A 20307-nucleotide genomic window follows, 5' to 3' on the forward strand; every position below is an offset into this window, starting at 1 on the left:
TCCGGCTCCAAGCCGTTCTCCGCGCGAGATCCGCGGTGAAGACGCCGACCAGGCCGCTGTGTCGGCGGCTCGGCTGCTCCGCGGGTTCGCGCCGGTCACTCGGCGGGGGCCTCTTCGCTCAGGAAGGACGCGGAACACTCGCGCAGTTCCACCGAACCGATCTTTTCGGAGCGGACCGCGACCGCGGCCGCGTACGCCCTGTCTCCCGCCAGGTCCAGATCGATGACGGTCCATCCCGGGGGCCGTCCGGGGGCGCCGGCGCCGAGGTAGTCGGCGGCCGCCCCGTGGACGAGACCCGCGCCGGTCCCCTTGAGATAAGCCTCCTTGCGCGTCCACAGGCGTACGAACGCGTTGGGCCGCGCACTCTCGGGAAGCCCCTCGAGCTCCGCCCGTTCGGTGGGGTGAAGCGCGGGCAGACAGGCCTCGACGGTGCCGCCGCCGGGCGAGCGCCGGACGTCGGCACCCACAGCGGTGGCGGCGACAGCGATGACGACCAGCCCGTGGCTGTGCGAGAGGGAGAAACGGACAGGCGGCGGATAGCTCGCGAGTTCGGGCCTGCCATGAGGTCCGCCGCAGCGGGTGCACGACGCACGCCTGAACCGAAGGCGGCCGGGGGCGGTTCCGGTGTGGCGCGCGAGGACACGCCTGAGCGCGATGCGGGCCGAGACATAGCGGAGCCGGTCGCCCGGATGAACGAACCGGTCCGCCTGCCGCCGCTCCGCGTGATCCAGCTCCGCGAGGGCGAACGGCGCGTCATCAGGCCGCGGCACCCGTGGTCGTACGAGCCACACCTCCAGGCGCGTCCGGGTCATGAGGCATCACCTGGCACGGCCGGGTGGGGCATCGTCCCACCACGACGGCAGCGCGGGTGGGCGGGGCGGCCGCAGCGCCGCACACCCGCGGTGAGGGCGCACCGCCTCGGGGGCACCGACGCCACTCAGCCGGCCGGCGTGGAACGCAACTGGGCGTTCACAGCGTCGATCAGCTCGCGCGGTGTGGCGACCTCGGTAAGAGTCTCGTCCGCGAGCTTAATTCTGAACTCGCGCTCTATACGTCCGCCGGTCTCCAGCCTCGCGAGCGAGTCATAGCCAAGCGCCTCGAAGTCGACATCGAGTATGTCACCTTCGAGGTCGACGTTTTCGTCCGCACCGGCCCCTTCTCGCAGAATTCTCCTCAGGTCACCCACGTCGAAGATCTCGGTTTCGGAAGGCATATTCGTCCTTTCATGGGTTCGGATGGGGCCGCTTTCCCCGGCCCGCTTCCCCTCGGCGAGCGTCCTCGCACTGCGCCCGCGCCCTGCCAGAGGCGCGGCACTGACCTTCTGAAATGGGAAGACGCCGGAACTGAGAGGCCTACGCCTCATGCCGCCCGCACCGGCTCGCTGAGCGGCCGGGGGCTGGGCACATTCCTGTGGAACGTAGCCAACAGCTTCTTCGCCACACCGCCCCAACGTCAAGCAATCACCTTAAAGTTACCTACAAGAGAGTGTCAATTAAACGTAAAGTCGACAGAATTGCGTTAATAAGGGGACGACCGACGGCCCACGACAAAACCCTCTTGCCCTCACCACCACCGCCTTTTAGGCTTCCTGCGCCGGTAAAGCCGGATGAGCGGAATCCACTGCGGGAGGCAAACGGACATGAATTTCGGCGGGGGTCGCACAACCCGGGTACTTCGCCCATGCGCGGGCGCCGGGTGCCGGCGGGGACAGGCCACAGCACCCGGGCACGGGAGAAGAGCCACGGAAGGATCCGCCCTCTGCCGGGACTGCCGCAACGAGCTTCTCGCCAACCTCCGCCGACTTCCCTCGCTGTACCGGGCCTGCGGTCAGGCCCTCGACGGCAGCAGGGCCGTGAGCGGGCCGCTCGCGCGCACCTCAGGGGGGTCATCACCCGGCATCCCCTTCAACACCGCCGCGTCCGAGGTGCGTTCGGAGATCCTCGCGCTGCTCGGTTCATGGGCCGGAATGGTCGCCGAGGGCCGCCGGCTGCCGCCTCCGCCGCGCACGGTGGAGACCCTGGCGGCCTTTCTGCTGCGGCACGCGGGCTGGCTCACCGCCTGCAGTGCGGCAGGGGACGCCTCGCGCGAGGTCGAGCGGTTGACCCGCCGGGCCGCCCAGGTGTCCGACCCGGCAGACCGGCGTCTGATCACTGTCGGTCTGTGCCCGGAACCCGGATGCGCGGGGGCGCTTCAGGCCTCGGTCCGTCCGGACGCCGATGAACCCCTGCTGGAGGTGCGGTGCCGGACCGAGTCGGCTCATCGGTGGGCGGGGCACGAACTGATCCTGCTCAAGCGTCGAATGCGCCCGACTCACACCGCGGCACCCGACCCGTCGGCACCACCCGCCCCGGGCGAGACGCCCGACGCACAGGCGGCCTCGGCCGTATGGCTCACGGCCTCCGACATCACCCGGCTGTGGGGTGTTCCGCCCGGTAGCGTCTACCGGCTCGCCAGTCAGCGCGCCTGGCGGCGTCGAAGCCATGGCGGCCGTACGCGCTATCACGAGGCCGACGTCGTACGGGCATTGGGCGACCGCGAGTCCCGCTCCGCCTGAGCATCGGCCCGGGGCGGGGGGCTCACCGCCCGGGGTCGTGCTCCCAGCGCTCGGCGAGCAGGTCGGCGTCCGGCACGCGCCCCGGCAGCGGCGGGTGCCCCGCCCGCAGTCCGTCGAGGGCGATGGCGATGGTGCGGTTGCGGGCGTTCACGGCTTCGACGGCGAGATCCTCGGACCCCCGCTCCTCGAAATGCTCCACCAGTGAGGACCTGCCGAGCTGCTCGATGAGGAGCGAGATGTCCACCGCCATGGCGTCCGCCCGGAGCACACCGGCTTCGTGAGCGCGGGCCACGAGCGCCTGCATCAACTGATCGGACCTGGTGAACTTCTCCGCCATCTCGTCGGTGACGGAGATCGTGCCGGCCAGCGGCCCGAGCGCGCCGCCGCCGAACTCGATGGTCGCGGTGACGTAGTGGACGAGCCCTTCCCAGGCGTCGTCATGTTTCAGTCCGCGCTCCGCCGCCTCGATCCACCGCCCGAGCGACAGCGCGCACAGGTGCTGGAAGAGCTCCTCCTTAGTGCGGTAACGCCGGTAGAGGCTGGCGATACCCACTCCCGCACGAGCGGCGATCGCCGCCACCGAGGCGTGGGCGCCGTCCCTGGCGAGGACCTTCTTGGCGGCCTCCAGCAGGGCGCGGTCATTGCGTTCGGCTTCTGCGTGCCGGGGAGCTTTTCGAGCCATGCGCCCACCCTAGCCGCTTGCGAAGCAAATCACTCCGTTATACGCTCCAAACGAAGTGAAACTATCCGTTTGGAGGAGCCGTGCTGTCCGTGGTGATGGAGGAGTTCGGAGGACCTGAAGTCCTGCGCGTCAGGCAGGTGGAGGATCCCGTCCCCGGCCCCGGGCAGGTACTCGTCGAGGTGGCGTACGCGAGTGTCACGTTCGTCGAGACCCAGGTCCGTTCCGGCAACGGTCCTTTCGGCAGGCCTTCGTTACCCCGGGTACCGGGCAATGGCGTGGGCGGCCGTGTCCTCGCCGTCGGCCCCGGTGCGGACCCGGCCCTGACGGGCACGGTCGTGGTCACCACCACGGGCGGAGTGGGCGGATACGCCGAACTCGCCCTGGCACGGGCCGATGAGACGGTGCCGGTCCCCCCGGGCCTGGCCCTCGAGGACGCGGTCGCGCTGCTGGCCGACGGACGCACCGCACTGCTGCTGTTCAAGCAGGCGGAGATCAAGCCGGGTGAGCGTGTCCTGGTCGAGGCGGCCGCCGGCGGCGTCGGCAGTCTCCTCGTCCAGCTGGCGGCGGGCGCGGGGGCACGAGTGATCGGCGCGGCCCGAGGGGCGAACAAGGCCGAGCTGATCACCTCACTGGGCGCCGCCTTCGTGGACTACTCCGAGTCCGACTGGCTCGAGCAGGTCGGGGACTCGGCCGGCGGTGGCGATCTCGATGTCGTATTCGACGGGGTCGGCGGTGTGATCGGCACCGACGCCGCCGGGGCACTGGGTTCCGGCGGTCGGATCAGCGTGTACGGGATGGCCAGCGGCTCGGACGCCGAACTCGACATGGAGAAGCTGGGCGAGCGGTCGATCCGTGTGCTCGGGCTGTTCTCGGCGCCGAGCCCCGCCGAGACCCACGCCCTGATCGGAGAGGCGCTGCAGCTCGCGGCGGACGGGAAACTGCGGCCGATCGTGGGTCAAACCTTCCCGCTCTCCGAAGCCGCCGCGGCCCACGCGGCGATCGAGAACCGCTCCACCGTCGGCAAGACGCTGCTCGTCCCCGACGGCAGGGACGGCGGCGCCCGATGAGTTCCCTGGCTCCCCAGGCTCCGGAGAGAGCCGGCGCCCGTGAGTGGATCGCGCTCGCCGTGCTGGGCGTTCCGGCCGTCCTGGTCATGATGAACATGTCGGTGCTCTATCTGGCGCTGCCGACCCTCAGCGCCGATCTGGACCCCAGCGCTTCCCAACTCCTGTGGATCACCGACATCTACGGGTTCATGGTCGCCGGCTCCCTGATCACCATGGGCACGCTGGGCGACCGCCTCGGACATCGGCGGGTCCTGCTGATCGGTGCCGTGGCCTTCACCGCCGCCTCGGTGTTCGCCGCGTACTCCACCAGCGCCGGCATGCTCATCGCGGCGCGCGCCGTCCAGGGCGTCGCCGCCGCGTCCATGGCGCCGTCCTCGCTCTCGGTCATCCGGAACATGTTCCGGGATCCGGGACAGCGCACGCTCGCCATCACGATCTGGATGATGAGCTTCATGGGCGGCGGGGCGCTCGGTCCCCTCGTCGGCGGTGCCCTGCTCCAGTTCTTCTGGTGGGGCGCGGTGTTCCTGGTCGCCGTACCCACCATGGCGCTGCTGCTCGCCACGGGCCCGTTCCTCATGCCCGAGTTCCGCTCCGCGGACTCCGGGCGGCTGGACCTGGTCAGTGTGGCGATGTCCCTGCTGACACCGCTCGCGATCGTATACGGGATCAAGAGCCTGGCCGTCGACGGTTTCGGGCTGACCTCCCTGGGCTTCATCGCCGCCGGGCTGGTGATCGGCGCGGCGTTCGTGCGGCGCCAGCGGCGGCTCGCCTCGCCGCTGCTCGATCTGGCCCTCTTCCGCATCCCCTCCTTCGCCGTCTCGGCCGGAGGCATGGTGGTCGTCGGCATACTGCTCTTCGGCACGAGCCTCCTCACCTCGCAGTACCTCCAACTGGTGGTCGGTCTCAGCCCCTTGAAGGCAGGCCTGTGGCAGTTGCCCAGCGCGGTGACCGGGACCGTCGTGGCGCTGTGGGTGTCCGGTCTGGCCGCCCGGTTCCATCCGGCGGTGCTCATGAGCGCGGGAGCGGCCTTCGCCGTCCTGGGGCCGGTCATGCTCACCCAGGCGAACCGGAGTCCGGGCTTCCTGGTGGCCGGATCAGTGCTGCTGTTCGCCGGTCTGACGCCGTTCATGGCCCTCGGCACCGGCCTGGTCGTGGGCGCGGCACCTCCGGAGCGCGCCGGGGCCGCATCGGCCATATCCGAGACGGGCGGGGAACTCGGCGGCGCCCTGGGCATCGCGATCCTGGGCAGTGTCGCCACCGCCGTCTACGGCGGCTACATGGCCGACCACATGCCCGAAGGAACGCCGCCCGACCTCGCCGGATCCGCCCGCGAGACGCTTGCCGGGGCGCTTGAGGCCGCCCGTCAGCTTCCCGGCACGCGAGGGACCTCGCTGGCCGAGACCGCGCGTGACGCGTTCACCCACAGCGTCCATGTGCACGGCTTCATCCTGATCCCGCTCCTCGTGGCCCTGGCGCTGCTGACACTGACGCTCCGCCGCCGCAACCAGCCGGAGGAGGCCGACCGGACCGATCAGGCAGCGGCACCCACACCGGTCACCGACTGAAAGGAACGGCTCCTCATGCGAGTCGAGGTGTACTTCGACATCCTGTGCCCCTGGTGCTACATCGGGAAGCGACGACTGACCACCGCCCTCGCGAACCGGAGCGACGCCGAGGTCGTCTGGCGCAGTCTGGAACTCGACCCCGAGGGCAGCCCGGTGGCAGGTCCGACGGCGGCGGAAGTGATCGCCCAGTACCAGAGCAGCCCTCAGCGGGCAGCCGCCCGCGTGCAGCACATCCAGGCTCTCGGTGCGGCGGAGGGTCTGGAACTGAACCTCCACAAGGCGCGGCCGGTCAATTCCTTCGACGCCCATCGTCTGGTCCATCTGGCCGCCTCCCACGGTCTGGCCGACCAGTCGCTCGAAGCGCTGCTGCACGGCTATCACACCGAAGGCCTCGACATCGCCGCCCCCGATGTCCTCGTGGCGCTCGGCGCCTCGGCGGGCCTCGATCCGGACGAGGTGCGCCAGACGCTGGCCGAGGACACGTTCGCCCGGAACGTACGCGCCGACGAGCGCAGTGCCGTCGAGCGCGGGATCCGGGGCGTGCCCACCCTCGTCGTCGACGGAGGACCGCCGGTCTCCGCCGTCCAGGACCCCGTTGTCCTGGACGGTCTGCTGGAGAGCCCACCACGTGTCTGAAGGCATCGCCGGCCGAGCACTCGAGGCCGGTACGGGCTGTCGGTGCGGTTCAGTTCCGCCCGAACCGGAAGCCCACGCCTCGCACCGTGATGATCCAGTCGGGGTCACGCAACTTGCCGCGCAGCGAGCTGACATGCGTGTCGATCGTCCGGCTCGCCTGCGCGCTCAGTACGGCCTGGGACGGATGGCCCCACACGTCGATCATCAGCCGTTGTCTGGAGACCACCACATCGGGCCGGCTCGCGAGATAGTGCAGCAGGTCGAATTCCTTACGGGTCGCCTCGATAAGTTTCCCGTGAAGTCTGACTTCCCGTGACTCGCTGTCGATCAATAGCCCGCCACGGGCAACGGCGGTCATCCGCTGCGTTTTACTCCTTCGCATGACGGCATCGATTCGAGCCATCAGCTCCCGAAAGACATAAGGGCGGTCGAGACAGTCGTCGGAGCCCGCTTGAAGCCCTAGGATCCTATCGACTTCGGTTGCCTGGTCGACAAAGGATATGATGGGCGTCTCACTCGCGGATCGTATACGTCGGCACACTTCGAGCCCATCGATATCAGGCAGACTCAGGTCGAGCAGTATCAAATCGACACTCATATGCTCGGCCAGCGCTTCCGCTCCGGATCCGACGGCGACGATGTCATGACCGTGCCGCCGGAGGCCGTCTATCAGCGGCTTCGCTTCCTCGTCCCGGCCCTCGACCACAAGGACACGCATTCCAGCCCCCCCTTCGAATCCCCCTTCGACCGGTTGTCCGAAGGGGGATAAGTAAGCGCTTCCACGGCAGGCATAAATGAGCCCAGCCGCATAGTCAGAAGCTTAACAAGACCGGCCGGACTGTTCCACGGAACCCAAGCAAAATTTGCCCGAAAGCCATTGCAAACAACCGGTGCTCCGCCCACATTTCTCGATAGTTCGGAATAATTTCACGCCACACCGGGTGTGTGTATCAAGCCCTTTTCGGACCGCCACACCCGTTCCCCTGGAAGCACCCGAACGCTGACACGGCCGCGGGGCCGCCGGTGCCCGCTCTTACGTTGCTCTAAACCATGGCCGCTCATTATCGCGAGCGTTACAGCGGGATCTCGCCACACTCGCCGTCCCCTTCTCGCCGTCGCGGCAGGTCACCACAAGCTCCACGACACCCGCGGGTACGACCCGTTCACCGAAGCGGTCACGGGCCGTTCCCCTCGACGGCCGGTCCCGGCCCCGGGGCGGTGACGTCCCCGGCTCGACGGGCCGGAAATGGTCTCAACATGCTTGAAATGCCATAAGAGGGGATGATTTACCCATCGTGGCGACGCATGGCCGTCGTCCCCAATGACCATGAACAGGCAGGTCGGACCATGTCGAAGAAAACACCTTCGTCCGAGCCACCGCACGGAAAGGGCCCGAGCCGTCACCAGGGCACCAGCCAGCACGGCTGGTCGCCCGATGTGGATGAGACACGTCAGCAGGACAACCCGAGCGCTCACCGCTCCTTCCATGCGGCTGAGCACGCCGGCGAAAAGGGCCGGGGCCGCACGAAGTCCGCGGAGGAGACGAAGTCCGTTCCGGGTGACACGGTCGAGAGTGGCGGTGCACGCGGCGAGGAGTACGGCGACGCGGACGAGAAGGGCAGGCGCGACACCGGACGCAGGGGCCGCTCCCAGCGTCCCAGCGGCGCCAAGGACGCTTCTGCCAAGACCGGCGTGGACCCGCAGGACCCGCCGCCGTCCGGGCGCCGACGGGGTTAGGACCTGCCGTTCGGACAGACCCCGGCGTTCCGTTCGGCGCGGATACGGCTTCTCGCCGCGCGAGAAGCCGTATCAGCAGATCCGCGGCAGTTGCTCGCCGATCGGCAGATCGACCACCCGCGTTCCCCCCAGCCCGGTCCGGGCCACGACCATGCCGGGATGCTCCTCGACGGCCTCGCCGATGATCACGGAGTCCGCGCCCAGAGGGTGGGCTCGCATCGCCTCCAGGACGGCGTCGGCGTGCTCGCGCGGGACGAAGGCCACCAGCTTGCCCTCGTTGGCGATGTACATGGGGTCCAGGCCGAGGATGGCGCAGGCATTGGCCACGGTCGCCGGGACCGGGACGTCGCGTTCGCGGATGACGACGCCGGTCCCGGAGGCGACCGCGATCTCGTTGAGCGCGGCCGCCAGGCCGCCTCGGGTGGGGTCGCGCAGTACGTGCAGATCAGGGGTGACGGCGAGCATGGCGTCGACGAGGCCGCCGAGTGCCGCGCAGTCGCTCTTGATCTCCACGCCGAATTCCAGGCCCTCGCGCACGCTCATGATCGCCACCCCGTGGACACCGATGGCACCGCTGACGATCACGACGTCGCCGGGGACGACCCGCTGGGGACGCAGATCGACACCCGCCGGGACGAGACCGATGCCCGCCGTGTTGATGAAGATCCCGTCGCCGTGGCCGGCCTCCACCACCTTGGTGTCACCCGTGGCCACCTCCACACCGGCGGTGCGAGCGGCCGCACCCAGCGCCTGGGACACCCGTGTCACCACGTCCAGCTCGACGCCCTCCTCCAGGATGAATCCGCAGGAGAGGTAGGCGGCGCGGGCGCCGCTCATGGCGAGGTCGTTGACGGTTCCGTTGACCGCGAGGTCGCCGATGCTGCCGCCGGGGAAGAACAGCGGCCGCACCACGTACGAGTCGGTGGAGAAGGCGAGCCTGGCTCCGCCCAGGGAGAGGACGGCGGCATCACCCATCTGGGCGAGCACCTCGCCCCCGAACGAGGGGGCGAAGATCTGCTGGACCAGTTCGGCGGAGAGGACTCCGCCGCCGCCGTGGCCCATGACGACCCGGGGGCGGTCACGCACGGGCGCCGGGCATGTCCACCCCTCGACGTCGAGAACGGGGAGATCGGTGGTGTCAGACAACGGGGCTCGCCTCCCGAACCGTCGTGGTGGCGGGCATGTCCAACCGCCGGTAGAGGTAGTACGCCGCGCAGGCCCCCTCGCTGGAGACCATCGTGGCGCCCAGCGGCGTGCGCGGGGTGCACAAGGTGCCGAAGGCCTCGCACTCGTGCGGCTTGAGCAGCCCCTGCAGAACCTCTCCGCTGCGGCACTCGGCGGGTTCGGCCGTCCGGATGTCGCCGACCGCGAAGCGGTGCTCGGCGTCGTGGTCGCGGTACTTCGACGACAGCCGCCAGCCGCTGTCGGGGATCACCCCGATGCCGCGCCAGGCACGGTCGGTGACCTCGAAGACGTCCTCCAGCATGGCCCGGGCGGCCGGGTTGCCCTCCGGCCGAACGGCACGGGCGTAGGCGTTGTCGACGGTGTGCTCACCGCGTTCCAGCAGGCGGACGGCCCGGCGCACGCCTTCGAGGATGTCCAGTGGCTCGAAGCCCGTCACGACGATCGGGACGCGGAAGCGCTCCGCCAGTTCCGGGTACTCCCCCACACCCATCACGCTGCAGACATGCCCGGCCGCGAGGAAGCCCTGCACCCGACAGCTCGGCGAGGACATGATCGCCTCGATGGCCGGAGGCACGCGGACATGCGACACCAGCATGCTGAAGTTCCCGATGCCCAGCTTTCGGGCCTGATGGACCGTCATGGCGTTGGGGGGAGCCGTCGTCTCGAAGCCGATGCCGAAGAACACCACCTCGCGGTCCGGGTTCTGCTGCGCGATGCGCAGCGCGTCGAGGGGTGAGTAGACGACACGCACGTCACCGCCTTCGCCCCGGACCTGGAACAGGTCCCGTCCCGTGCCCGGCACCCGCAGCATGTCCCCGAAGGAGCAGAAGATCACCTCCGGCCGGGAGGCGATCTCCAGCGCCTTGTCGATGACCTCCAGCGGGGTCACGCACACCGGACACCCGGGACCGTGGATCAACTCGACCTGATCCGGGAGGAGTTGATCGATGCCATGGCGGATGATGCTGTGCGTCTGCCCTCCGCACACCTCCATCAGCGCCCACGGTCTGGTCACCGTGGCGTGGATGTCGTCGAGGAGCCGACGTGCCAGCTCCGGGTCCTGGAACTCGTCGATGTACTTCACTGGTTGCGCACCTCTTCCACCGGGTCCACGCCCGCCTCGACCGCCGCCATCTCCCAGGGGTCGCCGAACTCCTCCTGCAACACGCCGAGTTCGGCGAAGAGTTCGAGCGTCTGGCGCGCCGACTCCTCGTCCAGCCGTTGCAGGGCGAATCCGACGTGGACGATGGCGTACTCGCCGACCTGGAGGTCGGGCAGATACTCCAGGCACACCTCCTTGACCACGCCGCCGAAGTCGACGGTGGCCATCCGGGTGCCGTCCCGTTCCTCGATGTCCAGCACTCTGCCGGGTACCGCCAGGCACATGAGCCTCTCCTCGCTGTGGGTCACGCGTCGCTCAGTCGGTGGGAGTGGAAGTGGCCCGGGCGGCCACCATCAGCTGGCCCAGCGCCAGACCGCCGTCGTTGGGCGGCACCAGGCGGTGCCGCAGGACCGTGAAGCCGTCCTCGCGCAGGCCGGCGGCGCAGGCCGACGAGAGCAGCGTGTTCGCGAACACCCCTCCCGTCAGGGCGACCGTGTCCAACCCGTGCCGCTCCCGCGCCCGCACACACATCCCGCGCACCAGACCGGCCACCCCCCGGTGGAAACGAGCAGCGACCAGGGCCGGCCCGACACCCGCGCGCAGATCGCCGACGATCGCCGTGAGCACGGGTGCCGGATCGGCCCGTACGACACCGCCGCCGTCCCCCTCCGACACGTCAAGGGCGAAGGAGTACGCCGTGGTGTCCTCGGCGGGCGCTTGCAGAGCCGCGCCCTCCAGCTCGACGGCGGCCTGTGCCTCGTATCCGGCTCGGTGGCACACTCCGGCCAGAGAGGACACGGCGTCGAAGAGCCGGCCCATGCTGGACGTGGGGACACAGTTCAGGTTGCGCTCCAACTGCCTTCCCAGAAGCCGGAGTTCGTCGGGCGGGCAGGCGGCCGTACAGGCGAGGTCGTCGGACCAGTCGATCCCGGCCGTCCTCAGATGGGCCAGTGCCATGCGGTACGGCCGGCGCACCGCCGCGTCGCCACCGGGCAGCGGCACGTACGCGAGGTGCCCGAACCGGGTGAAGAGGTCGTAGTCGGCCAGCAGGAACTCCCCGCCCCACACGGCGCCGTCGTCGCCGTGGCCCGTGCCGTCGAAGGCGACGCCGATCACCGCCCGGGTGCCGTCCAGCCCGTGCTCGGCCATCGCGGCGGCCACGTGCGCGTGATGGTGCTGGACACGCACGACGGGCCGGTGCGCCGCGTTCCGGTCGGCCCACCGGGCGGAGCGGTAGCCGGGATGCCGGTCGGACACCAGGGTCTCCGGCCGCACCCCCGTGATGGACTCCAGCTGCGCCGCCGCGCGCTCGAAGGCCCGCTGGGTGCCGACGTCGTCCATGTCACCGATGTGCGCCGACAGCCAGGCGCGGCGACCTGACCCCAGGCAGAAGGCGTTCTTCAGGTCTCCGCCGACGGCAAGGACCGGCCGCACGGGCAGCGGGAGGGAGAGCGGCAACGGGGCGTAGCCCCGCGAGCGGCGGATCACCAGCGGCTCCCCGTCGCAGACGCGGACCACGGAGTCGTCGCACGGGACGTGGATCGGCCGGTCGTGCGTGAGCCAGGCGTCGGCCAGGTGCGCGAGCCGCTCCAGCGCCTCGGTGTCGTCGGTGACGATCGGCTCACCGGACACGTTGCCGCTGGTCATGACGAGCAGCCGGGGGCCGTCCGGGTCGCCGGGCAGGCCGAGCAGCAGGTGATGCAGGGGCGTGTACGGCAGCATCACGCCGAGGTCCGGGCTGCGGGGCGCGACGGCCTCGGCGGGCCCCGGATCCCCGAGAACGTGCGGATGGCACCTGAGCAGTACGACCGGCCTGGCCCGGTTCTCGAGCAGGCTCCGCTCCTCGGGGCTCAGCCTGACGAGGTGCCGCACGTCGTCCGCGTTCCTCGCCATGACGGCGAACGGCTTGTCCCCGCGCGCCTTCCTTCGTCGCAGCAGGCCAACGGCCGCCTGGTTCGTGGCATCGCAGGCCAGGTGATAGCCGCCCAGGCCCTTCACCGCGACGATCGCGCCCCGCGTCAGCAGTGCGCGCGCCTCGGTGACCGGGTCCGCCCCGTCGACACTCCTGAGCCCTGGCCGCTCGGCGACGACGAGTCGCAGTCGTGGCCCGCAGGCCGGGCAGGCGACCGGCTGCGCGTGGAACCGCCGGTCGGCCGGATCCGCGTACTCCCGGGCGCAGTCGGAGCACATGGCGAAGCCGGCCATGGTGGTGTTGGCCCGGTCGTACGGCACGTCGGTGACGATCGTGAAGCGCGGGCCGCAGTGGGTGCAGTTGACGAACGGATGGCGGTACCGCCGGTCCGCCGGGTCGGCCAGCTCGGCGAGGCAGTCGGCGCAGGTGGCGGAGTCCGGGGAGACCAGGGTGCGGGCCGGTCCGTCGGCACGGGAGGCGAGGATGGTGAACGCGGTGCCGCCGACGGGAGGCATCTCCCTGTGGTCGACGGAATCGACGCGGGCCAGCGGGGGTGCCTGGAGGGCGATCCGGTCACAGAACCCGGCCACGGCCGACGCCGTGCCCTCGACCTCCACGACGACGCCCTCCGGAGTGTTGGTCACGTGTCCGGCCAGGGCCAGTTCGGTGGCGAGACCGTAGAGGTAGGGGCGGAAGCCCACTCCCTGCACCACTCCCCGGACGGTGACCCGGCGGCGTAGCGGAGTGTCCTCGGCGACGGCGGCCGGGGCCTGCGGACCGGTCATGGGTGGCTGTGGGCCATGGCGTCGGTGGCCTCCGGATGCGCGTGGGTGTGACCGTGGTGGTGGGGCCGACGGGCCATGACCGGCGAGTGGACGGGTGCGCCGTCGGCGACCGCCAGCGCCCTGTCGAGCAGTACGCCGACTCCCTGCCCCCGGCGTGCCGAGGTCAGGACCACCTCGACGCCGGGGTTGACCTGCTCCACGTGCGCGCGGAACGCGGTCTCGTCGAACTCGACGGCCTCCGCGATGTCGGTCTTGGTGACCACGACCAGGTGGGCGAGGCCGAAGGCGGTGGGGTACTTGAGCGGCTTGTCCTCGCCCTCCGTCACGGAGGCGAGGGTGACCCTCAGCGTCTCCCCCAGGTCGTAGGAGGCAGGGCAGACCAGGTTGCCGACGTTCTCCACGAACAGCAGCCGGGTGTCCTCGGGCAGCCACCCGTCCAGGTGCCCGGCGAGCATCCCCGCCTCCAGGTGGCACAGTCCGTCGGTGAGCACCTGCTTCACGGGGGCACCCGAACGCGCCAGGCGGACCGCGTCGTTCTCGGTCGCGAGATCGGCGCTCAGCGCCGCTACGGGAACGGACCGCTCCCGTGCCCGCAGCAGTTCCTGCTCCAGCAGCGCGGTCTTGCCGCTGCCCGGACTGGACAGCAGGTTGACGACCGCGGTGCCTCGGGCCGTGAGGTGTGCGCGCAGTTCGTGGGCGCTCTCGTCGTTCTTCGCGAGTACGGCCTGCCGCAGGTCGACGACACGGCACATGGTTCAGCGCTCCTCGGAGATCGGTTCGCGGGTGGGCGGGTGCGCGGGGCCGCCGTCCTCCCAGTGCACGTCGACGATCTGCAGTTCCCGGCCCGCGAGCAGGTCGGTCCGCGTCCCGCCGCATGCGGGGCAGGTCAGCCGGGGCGGCATGCCGGCGGCCCATTCGTGTGCGCAGGGCGTGCAGCGGGCCCACGCCGGCACCGCCTCGGTGACCAGTTCGGCACCTTCCAGCAGGGTTCCGGCGCAGGCCAGTTCGAAGGAGAAGGCGAGCGCATCCGGTACGACACCGGCGAGTTCGCCCACCTGGAGTCGTACCGATCGCACCGCCGTGACACCTCCGGCCCGGCCGGCGGCCTCTGCCACCTGGTCGACGACGGCCAGCGCGACGGACATCTCGTGCATGGGTCCTTGTCCTTCCGCTGCCTGCCTCCCACCGGGGTTCATTAGAGGCGTGCGCACCCCGTTCGCACGGCCCGGCACGCCGTCACCGGTCGGCAGGTACGCCGTTCGCCGCAACCGCGCGGCACCACGGGGTGGCGCCCCCGGTTCACATCCGTCGGATCCGCAGGTAGCGCCTGAGGTCGGGAAGCACCTCGGCGACGACGACGGCCATGGCGGCGACGGCCGCTCCTCCGATGACGATTTTCTTCATCCCGTCTCTCCTCATGTAGAAGCCTCAGCGGTTGAGGCCTGCGCCACGGACGGTTCGCCGTTCCGCAGCAATTCTTCGATCAGCCGGACCGCCTCCGGTACGGCGTCGGACACCGGCGCACTGAGACCGATGCCCTCGTCCACCGAGGCCGGTTCGCATCCGACGACCATGACGCGGCGTGGTGGCTCCGCGCCGGTCCCGGCGCAGAGGGTGCCCAGCAGCGCCAGTACGGTGTCGGGGGTCATCCGGTGGCCGTCCAGCGCGGGGGTGCCTGGCGCAGCGCTCCCGCCGCCGACGTCGTGCTCGATCACGTACAGCGTGCCGGGGGCTTCGCCGCGTGCCGTGGCGTCCACGAGGACGAGGGTGTCGTAGCCGTCCAGCAGCTGATAGGCGAGGTGTACCCCGCGCACCCCGATGTCCTCGACCTCGACGTGTCCGGGCAGGTCGCGTTCGGCGAACCTGCGCGCGGTCTCCACACCGAAGCCGTCGTCGCCGAGGAAGATGTTGCCGATGCCGGCGACGAGGGTCCTGGGGGCCGACTGCGGGGGAAGGTTCACGCGTCGTCCTCCAGCGGTGTGACCTCGTCGGGCTGGAAGTACAGGAACCGTCCCTGCTCGCGGCGGATGTCGGCGCCCGGGTCACCCTCGACCGTGACCGCCAGGTGCACTCCGCCGTCGACGTCGTGCAGCACGGCCTCGACCTTCGCGGTGCGGCCCCGCAGGAAGATGTCCTGCGCGTCGGTGCGCCGCAGGCCCGGGTGCAACTCGACGCGGGTGCCCTTGCCCACCTGCCGGCCGTCCACGACCACACGGTCCCGCGCCGGGTCGAAGCCGGCGTCGCTCGCGGGGTCCCACCAGGGCGTGTCGGGCCGCGGCACCCCGTACTCGTCGGGGAAGCCGCCGTCCGGCGCGGCGGGACCCGGACCCGTCACCTCGCGCAGACTCCGCACCGCCCCGTGCAGCCGCTCCAGAACCTCGGCCGGCATCGAGTCCGCGAGTTCGATCACGGCGGCCGCCCGCTCGTCGGTGCCCCGGGCCTCACGTTTCTCCTCGTCGGTGAGGGCCGCGGTGCGCAGCGCGAGGATCTCGTCGATCTCGGTGGCGTCGTAGAGCGCGCCGGGGCTCTCCGGGGCGATGGCCGGATGGTCCTCCAGGATGATCGGCGAGGACAGCACCAGGTCGGCGCGGCCGGGTTCACCGGCGAGTACGGGCCAGGTGTGCAGGTTGCGGCAGGCGGCGACCGCGCCCTTCGCCCACTCGGGGGGATCGGTCATCGACAGGAACGATCCGGCGCTGAGGGCCATGAGGAGGTGGGTGGCCACCAGGGAGTGCGGCAGCGCCGCGTCCCGGTCGGCGCCGTGGCCCTCGGGCGGTGTCCAGTCGCTGGTGTTGTCGACGACGGCGGTCAGCCGCAGGACCCGATAGGGGCCGTCGAGTTCACGGGCGGACAGCCGGATCGTCCCGCTGATCTCCTCGCACCGCCGGACCAGCCGGCCGACGGTACGGCCGGCCGCGTCCAGGACCGGTGCGGTGTCCTCGCGGGCGGGGCGCCGGAAGGGATGGGTGACGCCGTCACCGAGGAGATCGTCCACCGACGCGACCACCTCGACGCGCTCCTCGGCCCCCTCGTCCCAGGGCACCAGCACCCGGTCGTCGAGGCGGAGCTCGCCGACCGTCTCGTAGCCGCCGTCCGGGCGGGCCCGCTGCACCGTGCGGCGTCGGGCGTGCAGGAAGCGCACCTCGACCGAGAGGGTCGCGCCCGGCTTCGGTTCCATCAGGCATTCGGTGTGCTGGAAGTCGTGTTCCTCCCACGCTGTGCCCCAGCCGGGCGGCACGAGCACCCCGAACTGCCAGCGCAGCCGGTTCTTGGCCGCGGAGGCGCGGTACGGATAGAGCACATAGCCCTCGAAGAGGACGGCGTCGGCCACCTGCCGGGCGTGGGCGAACCGCTCCTCGGTCTCGGGAGCGAACGCGGTGACAGTCACGGTTCGGTCCTTCCCGTGGTGCCGGTGAGCGCGCGGAACGGGTCGCTCACCGGCGGGTCGGCGGCGGTGCTGTCGTCGAGCAGGGCCTTGAGGGTCGCGTCCCAGGAGGGCAGTGCGTGGCGGGAGCGGTAGGCGAGGAGGGCGTCCATGGTGTCGCGCGGGAGCCGGATCCAGCCGCAGCCGGGGAAGTGCTGCTCGATCATCTCCCGCCAGGTGGCGACCGGCATCCGGAAGGCCGCCTCCCGGTCCCACGGGACCGGCTCCACCCGGAAACCGCCGGCTCCCGTGAACGCCGTACCGGAGAAGAGCATCAGCAGGGGGACCTCGCCGTCGGTGAGGGCGGTGAGGTAGCGGGTGGCGGCGATGTCCATGTCGTAGGTACAGGGCACGACGAGGTCGGCTTCGATCTCTCCGGTGAAGCTCGGGACCATGAGCGGGACCTGGGCGAACTGCACGGGCTGGAGCGTGCTGCCCCAACGTGAGCGCTCACCGAAGAGGTCCGCCAGCCCGTCGGCCTCTGCGGGCTCGTAGCCGCGGCGGGCGGGTTCGATGCGGATCTGGCAGCGCAGCGCGACGGCGTGCACGCGTGCGTTGTCGGCGGCGGTCACGCGCAGCCGGAAGACGAGGGTCGGCCCGGCGGCGTACCGGTCGGCGCGGACGCCGGTGCAGGCGAAGGAGAACTCCGTCACGGGCGCACCGCCTCGTCGGACGGGTGCCGCGACTCGTCCAACGGGTGCCCGGACTCGTTCACGGGCCGGACGCGTCGCGCGACGTCCGCGAAGAACGCGTCCAGCGCGGCGCGGGCCTCGGCCCCGCCGTCGAAGCCCTGCCACAACAGGCGCATACGGCCGACGAGTTCGTAGCAGATGTCGACCGGTACGAGGTGGCACTCGAAGCGGCCGTCGGTGCGGCGCAGTAGCAGTGCCTCCACGTCGGGTTCGAGCATTTCGGCGAGGCGGCTGCCGCCGAGCACCGCCGTCCAGGTGGCCGGTTCCAGTTCGCTCTCGGTGGCTCCGGCCGGGCTCGGGTAGAGGGCGACCAGCCGGTCGAGCGCCGCGTTGCGGAACAGGAAGGCGACGCCGACCGGGATCTGCAGCGCCTCCCACGCGCTGTCGTCGAGGCGGTGTCCGGGGTCGGTGAGGTAGCGGGCCGGGACCGTGCGGAAGCGGCCCGCCGCGGCGCCCGGCTGTTCCATCAGCAGCGCGCACGGGGCGCAGGCGCAGACGAGGGCGCGTTGCTCGGTGTCGACCAGATGGCGGTGCTCCTCGGGCACCACCACCGCGCACAGTTCGCACCGCTCCGGCTGCGGCGGACGCTCGGTGAGGAACCTCCGCAGCCCGGCGGTGGTGGCGGTGGTCGCGCTCATCGGGTCCCCGTCGGAGCCGTACCGATCTGGAGGAGCGGGGGCCCCACCGGGGCCGTCTCCACGTCGACGGCCCTGACCTCGGGTGCGAAGCAGGCGAGAGCCGCCTCCGCGGCCTGCCGGGCATCCGCGCCGGAGCCGCAACCGCACCCACCGCCCGCCCGGGCGCGCACCCTCAGCGTGCCGCTCTCCTCGTCGAAGGTCATGACGTCCAGTGCGTGTTCCCGGACGCTGTCGAGGGCTCGGGCGATGCGGGTGTCGCGGTCCTCGGGGTGCAGGTCGTGCAGGACGAGCAGGCTCGCGACCAGTTCGTCGCCCAGCAGTCCCGCCGACGGTTCGCCGGGTGCGGAGGACAGCAGGTGGAGGATGCGGGCCAGGCCGGCACCGTAGAAGTCCATGAGGGTGCGGACGAGTTCCTCCGCCGCCGTGGCGGCGGCCGGGTCGCCGCTCGCGCCCAGTCGGTCCAGCACCTCCTCGACCCGGCGTCCGGCCTGCTCCGCGTCGACCGGCGCCGCCACCGTCGGCGCGCTCATCCGCCCAGTCCGCTCAGGCCGGTGGGCACGTGCATCGACTTCACGGTCTTGCCGCCGCCGACGTACATGTGGACGCCGCAGGGCAGACAGGGGTCGAAGCTGCGGACGGCGCGCATGATGTCGATGCCCTTGAAGTTATCCGGGGTGTTCTCCTCGAAGATGGGGGTGTTCTGCACCGCGTCCTCGTACGGACCCGGCGTGCCGAAGGTGTCCCTGGTGCTGGCGTTCCAGGGGGTGGGCGGGTACGGGTGGTAGTTGGCGATCTTGCCGTCGCGGATCACCATGTGGTGGGAGAGCACACCGCGGACCGCCTCGGTGAAGCCGACGCCGATGCTCTCGTCCGGGACTTCGAACTTCTCCCAGGTCTGGGTGCGTCCGGCGCGGACCTCCGCCAGGCCCTGCTCCGCGCAGTGCAGGGCGACGGCGGCGGCGTACGCCTGGAAGTAGGTGCGGGCGCGGTTGCGCTCCAGGGCGTTGGACCACTGCGGGATCTTCCACTCGAAGGTGGTCTCCGGCTTGGTCATGGTGCGGGGCAGGTTGATGACCACGCTGTGGCCGGTGGCCTTGACGTACCCGATGTCGACGAGGCCGGACAGGGCGGTGGACCACAGGCGGGCGATGGGGCCGCCGCCGGTGTCCAGGGCGAGGTGGTCCTTGCCGTCGAACCAGCGCGGGGACATGACCCAGCTGTACTTGTCGTCGAAGTTCCGCTTCTGCGGGGCGGGGATGGTGTGCTGGTTCCACGGGTGGCGCGGGTCCACCGGGTTGCCGAGCGGGTCGTGGGTGACGAACTGCTCCTGGCCCTGCCAGTCCTCGTAGTAGGAGCTGCCCAGCAGGATGCGGATGCCGAGGTTGATCTCGGTGAGGTCGTTGGTGACGAGCTTGCCGTCGACGATGATGCCGGGCGTGACGAACATGCGCCGACCCCAGTCGGTCATGTTGGCGTAGGTGAAGTCGCAGTGTTCGGGGTCGTTGAGCGCGCCCCAGCAGCCGAGCATGACCCGGCGGCGGCCGACCTCCTCGTACCCGGGCAGCGCCTCGTAGAAGAAGTCGAACAGGTCGTCGTGCAGGGGCACGACGCGCTTCATGAACTCGACGTACCGCATGAGGCGGCTCATGTAGTCCGTGAAGAGCTGTACCGAGGCGATGGTTCCGACGCCGCCCGGGTAGAGCGTGGAGGGGTGCACATGGCGGCCCTCCATCAGGCAGAACATCTCGCGTGTGTAGCGGCTGACCTGGAGGGCCTCGCGGTAGAACTCGCCCTCGAGGGGGTTGAGCGAGCGCATGATGTCGGCGATCGTGCGGTAGCCGTGCTCCGCGGCGTGCGGTGCCTCGGTGCGTTCGGCGAGTTCGAGGACGCCGGGGTTGGTCTCCTTGACCATCTTCTCGCAGTAGTCGACCCCGACCAGGTTCTCCTGGAAGATGTTGTGGTCGAACATGTACTCCGCGGACTCGCCGAGGTTGATGATCCACTCACCGAGGTGCGGGGGCTTCACGCCGTACGCCATGTTCTGCGTGTACACCGAGCAGGTGGCGTGGTTGTCGCCGCAGATCCCGCAGATGCGGCTGGTGATGAAGTGGGCGTCGCGGGGGTCCTTGCCGCGCATGAAGACGCTGTAGCCGCGGAAGACCGACGACGTGCTGTAGCACTCCGCGACCCGCTTCTGCTTGAAGTCGATCTTCGTGTGGATGCCCAGGCTGCCCACGATCCGCGTGATCGGGTCCCAGGCCATCTCCACCAGGCCGCTGCCTTCGCCGGCCGCCTTCGTCGTCGGTGCCATCGTCTGTGCCGTGCCCT

The 20307-nt window shown here is 70.5% G+C and carries 22 protein-coding genes; 5 read left to right on the top strand and 17 right to left on the bottom strand.

What is annotated here, in order from left to right; translation table 11 throughout:
- Positions 1-95: 95 nt before the first annotated feature.
- Positions 96-812 carry a 4'-phosphopantetheinyl transferase family protein gene (locus tag SGFS_RS07870; protein WP_286248834.1) on the bottom strand — a complete coding sequence of 239 codons (717 nt, stop codon included), beginning with the start codon at positions 810-812 and terminating at the stop codon, positions 96-98.
- A gap of 125 nt (positions 813-937) precedes the next feature.
- Positions 938-1213 carry an acyl carrier protein gene (locus SGFS_RS07875; RefSeq protein WP_286248836.1) on the bottom strand — a complete coding sequence of 92 codons (276 nt, stop codon included), beginning with the start codon at positions 1211-1213 and terminating at the stop codon, positions 938-940.
- A gap of 639 nt (positions 1214-1852) precedes the next feature.
- Between SGFS_RS07875 and SGFS_RS07880 the strand changes: the two genes are divergently transcribed.
- Positions 1853-2554 (top strand): helix-turn-helix domain-containing protein, encoded by a 702-nt coding sequence (locus SGFS_RS07880; RefSeq protein ID WP_286248838.1) that lies wholly within the window; start codon positions 1853-1855, stop codon positions 2552-2554.
- Positions 2555-2576: 22 nt separating this feature from the next.
- On the opposite strand, the gene SGFS_RS07885 is transcribed toward SGFS_RS07880, so the two are convergent.
- On the bottom strand, positions 2577-3236 hold the full coding sequence (locus SGFS_RS07885; RefSeq protein WP_286248840.1) for a TetR/AcrR family transcriptional regulator: 660 nt from the start codon (positions 3234-3236) through the stop codon (positions 2577-2579).
- Positions 3237-3316: 80 nt separating this feature from the next.
- On the opposite strand from SGFS_RS07885, the gene SGFS_RS07890 reads away from it, so the two are divergent.
- The 3 genes from SGFS_RS07890 to SGFS_RS07900 are packed head-to-tail and all read left to right on the top strand — an operon-like array spanning position 3317 to position 6504.
- Entirely contained in the window at positions 3317-4303 is a 987-nt protein-coding gene (locus SGFS_RS07890) for a zinc-binding dehydrogenase (protein WP_286248842.1), read from the top strand.
- The gene (locus SGFS_RS07895; protein WP_286248843.1) at positions 4300-5868 is read left to right on the top strand and encodes an MFS transporter; all 1569 of its coding nucleotides are present in this window, start codon (positions 4300-4302) and stop codon (positions 5866-5868) included. Before SGFS_RS07890 ends, SGFS_RS07895 begins: the two co-directional genes overlap by 4 nt.
- 15 nt (positions 5869-5883) lie before the next feature.
- Positions 5884-6504, top strand: coding sequence for a DsbA family oxidoreductase (locus tag SGFS_RS07900; protein ID WP_286248845.1), 621 nt, complete (start codon positions 5884-5886; stop codon positions 6502-6504).
- 49 nt (positions 6505-6553) lie between these two features.
- Here the strand turns inward: SGFS_RS07900 and SGFS_RS07905 are convergent, their stop codons facing one another.
- On the bottom strand, positions 6554-7222 hold the full coding sequence (locus tag SGFS_RS07905) for a response regulator transcription factor (protein WP_286248846.1): 669 nt from the start codon (positions 7220-7222) through the stop codon (positions 6554-6556).
- Positions 7223-7851: 629 nt separating this feature from the next.
- Here SGFS_RS07905 and SGFS_RS07910 point away from each other — a divergent pair.
- Positions 7852-8241, top strand: coding sequence for a hypothetical protein (locus tag SGFS_RS07910; protein ID WP_286248848.1), 390 nt, complete (start codon positions 7852-7854; stop codon positions 8239-8241).
- A gap of 72 nt (positions 8242-8313) precedes the next feature.
- On the opposite strand, the gene hypE is transcribed toward SGFS_RS07910, so the two are convergent.
- The 13 genes from hypE to SGFS_RS07970 all read right to left on the bottom strand — a co-directional run bounded on the left by hypE (position 8314) and on the right by SGFS_RS07970 (position 20290).
- Positions 8314-9387, bottom strand: coding sequence for a hydrogenase expression/formation protein HypE (gene hypE, locus SGFS_RS07915; RefSeq protein WP_286248851.1), 1074 nt, complete (start codon positions 9385-9387; stop codon positions 8314-8316).
- Positions 9380-10510, bottom strand: coding sequence for a hydrogenase formation protein HypD (gene hypD / locus SGFS_RS07920; RefSeq protein ID WP_286248855.1), 1131 nt, complete (start codon positions 10508-10510; stop codon positions 9380-9382). The genes hypE and hypD overlap by 8 nt, the downstream gene beginning before the upstream one ends.
- On the bottom strand, positions 10507-10812 hold the full coding sequence (locus tag SGFS_RS07925) for a HypC/HybG/HupF family hydrogenase formation chaperone (RefSeq protein ID WP_286248857.1): 306 nt from the start codon (positions 10810-10812) through the stop codon (positions 10507-10509). The genes hypD and SGFS_RS07925 overlap by 4 nt, the downstream gene beginning before the upstream one ends.
- Positions 10813-10843: 31 nt before the next feature.
- Positions 10844-13225, bottom strand: a complete 2382-nt coding sequence (hypF, locus tag SGFS_RS07930) for a carbamoyltransferase HypF (RefSeq protein ID WP_286248860.1) — start codon at positions 13223-13225, stop codon at positions 10844-10846.
- Positions 13222-13977 carry a hydrogenase nickel incorporation protein HypB gene (gene hypB, locus SGFS_RS07935; protein WP_286248862.1) on the bottom strand — a complete coding sequence of 252 codons (756 nt, stop codon included), beginning with the start codon at positions 13975-13977 and terminating at the stop codon, positions 13222-13224. The genes hypF and hypB overlap by 4 nt, the downstream gene beginning before the upstream one ends.
- A gap of 3 nt (positions 13978-13980) precedes the next feature.
- Complete coding sequence (locus SGFS_RS07940) at positions 13981-14379, bottom strand: hydrogenase maturation nickel metallochaperone HypA/HybF (protein WP_286248864.1); 399 nt, start codon at positions 14377-14379, stop codon at positions 13981-13983.
- A 145-nt stretch (positions 14380-14524) separates the two neighbouring features.
- Positions 14525-14629, bottom strand: a complete 105-nt coding sequence (locus SGFS_RS51775; RefSeq protein WP_434026509.1) for a DUF6893 family small protein — start codon at positions 14627-14629, stop codon at positions 14525-14527.
- A gap of 11 nt (positions 14630-14640) precedes the next feature.
- The gene (locus SGFS_RS07945; protein WP_286248866.1) at positions 14641-15186 is read right to left on the bottom strand and encodes a hydrogenase maturation protease; all 546 of its coding nucleotides are present in this window, start codon (positions 15184-15186) and stop codon (positions 14641-14643) included.
- Positions 15183-16613, bottom strand: coding sequence for a hypothetical protein (locus SGFS_RS07950; RefSeq protein ID WP_286248868.1), 1431 nt, complete (start codon positions 16611-16613; stop codon positions 15183-15185). The genes SGFS_RS07945 and SGFS_RS07950 overlap by 4 nt, the downstream gene beginning before the upstream one ends.
- Positions 16610-17302 carry a DUF6084 family protein gene (locus tag SGFS_RS07955; RefSeq protein ID WP_286248870.1) on the bottom strand — a complete coding sequence of 231 codons (693 nt, stop codon included), beginning with the start codon at positions 17300-17302 and terminating at the stop codon, positions 16610-16612. Before SGFS_RS07955 ends, SGFS_RS07950 begins: the two co-directional genes overlap by 4 nt.
- Positions 17299-17979, bottom strand: coding sequence for a DUF5947 family protein (locus SGFS_RS07960; RefSeq protein WP_286248871.1), 681 nt, complete (start codon positions 17977-17979; stop codon positions 17299-17301). Before SGFS_RS07960 ends, SGFS_RS07955 begins: the two co-directional genes overlap by 4 nt.
- Positions 17976-18509, bottom strand: a complete 534-nt coding sequence (locus SGFS_RS07965; protein ID WP_286248873.1) for a hypothetical protein — start codon at positions 18507-18509, stop codon at positions 17976-17978. The genes SGFS_RS07960 and SGFS_RS07965 overlap by 4 nt, the downstream gene beginning before the upstream one ends.
- Positions 18506-20290: a nickel-dependent hydrogenase large subunit gene (locus SGFS_RS07970; protein ID WP_286248876.1), complete on the bottom strand. Its 1785-nt coding sequence runs from the start codon at positions 20288-20290 to the stop codon at positions 18506-18508. Before SGFS_RS07970 ends, SGFS_RS07965 begins: the two co-directional genes overlap by 4 nt.
- Between the last annotated feature and the right edge of the window lie 17 nt (positions 20291-20307).

This window comes from Streptomyces graminofaciens (assembly GCF_030294945.1).
GTDB classification, from domain to species: domain Bacteria; phylum Actinomycetota; class Actinomycetes; order Streptomycetales; family Streptomycetaceae; genus Streptomyces; species Streptomyces graminofaciens.

Coding starts and splice junctions, on each gene's coding strand:
- SGFS_RS07885 (WP_286248840.1), bottom strand. CDS start 3,236: ATGGCTCGAAAAGCTCCCCGGCACGCAGAAGCCGAACGCAATGACCGC.
- SGFS_RS07970 (WP_286248876.1), bottom strand. CDS start 20,290: ATGGCACCGACGACGAAGGCGGCCGGCGAAGGCAGCGGCCTGGTGGAG.
- SGFS_RS07965 (WP_286248873.1), bottom strand. CDS start 18,509: ATGAGCGCGCCGACGGTGGCGGCGCCGGTCGACGCGGAGCAGGCCGGA.
- SGFS_RS07925 (WP_286248857.1), bottom strand. CDS start 10,812: ATGTGCCTGGCGGTACCCGGCAGAGTGCTGGACATCGAGGAACGGGAC.
- SGFS_RS07960 (WP_286248871.1), bottom strand. CDS start 17,979: ATGAGCGCGACCACCGCCACCACCGCCGGGCTGCGGAGGTTCCTCACC.
- SGFS_RS07895 (WP_286248843.1), top strand. CDS start 4,300: ATGAGTTCCCTGGCTCCCCAGGCTCCGGAGAGAGCCGGCGCCCGTGAG.
- SGFS_RS07875 (WP_286248836.1), bottom strand. CDS start 1,213: ATGCCTTCCGAAACCGAGATCTTCGACGTGGGTGACCTGAGGAGAATT.
- hypB (WP_286248862.1), bottom strand. CDS start 13,977: ATGTGCCGTGTCGTCGACCTGCGGCAGGCCGTACTCGCGAAGAACGAC.
- SGFS_RS51775 (WP_434026509.1), bottom strand. CDS start 14,629: ATGAAGAAAATCGTCATCGGAGGAGCGGCCGTCGCCGCCATGGCCGTC.
- SGFS_RS07870 (WP_286248834.1), bottom strand. CDS start 812: ATGACCCGGACGCGCCTGGAGGTGTGGCTCGTACGACCACGGGTGCCG.
- SGFS_RS07905 (WP_286248846.1), bottom strand. CDS start 7,222: ATGCGTGTCCTTGTGGTCGAGGGCCGGGACGAGGAAGCGAAGCCGCTG.
- hypF (WP_286248860.1), bottom strand. CDS start 13,225: ATGACCGGTCCGCAGGCCCCGGCCGCCGTCGCCGAGGACACTCCGCTA.
- SGFS_RS07910 (WP_286248848.1), top strand. CDS start 7,852: ATGTCGAAGAAAACACCTTCGTCCGAGCCACCGCACGGAAAGGGCCCG.
- SGFS_RS07940 (WP_286248864.1), bottom strand. CDS start 14,379: ATGCACGAGATGTCCGTCGCGCTGGCCGTCGTCGACCAGGTGGCAGAG.
- SGFS_RS07900 (WP_286248845.1), top strand. CDS start 5,884: ATGCGAGTCGAGGTGTACTTCGACATCCTGTGCCCCTGGTGCTACATC.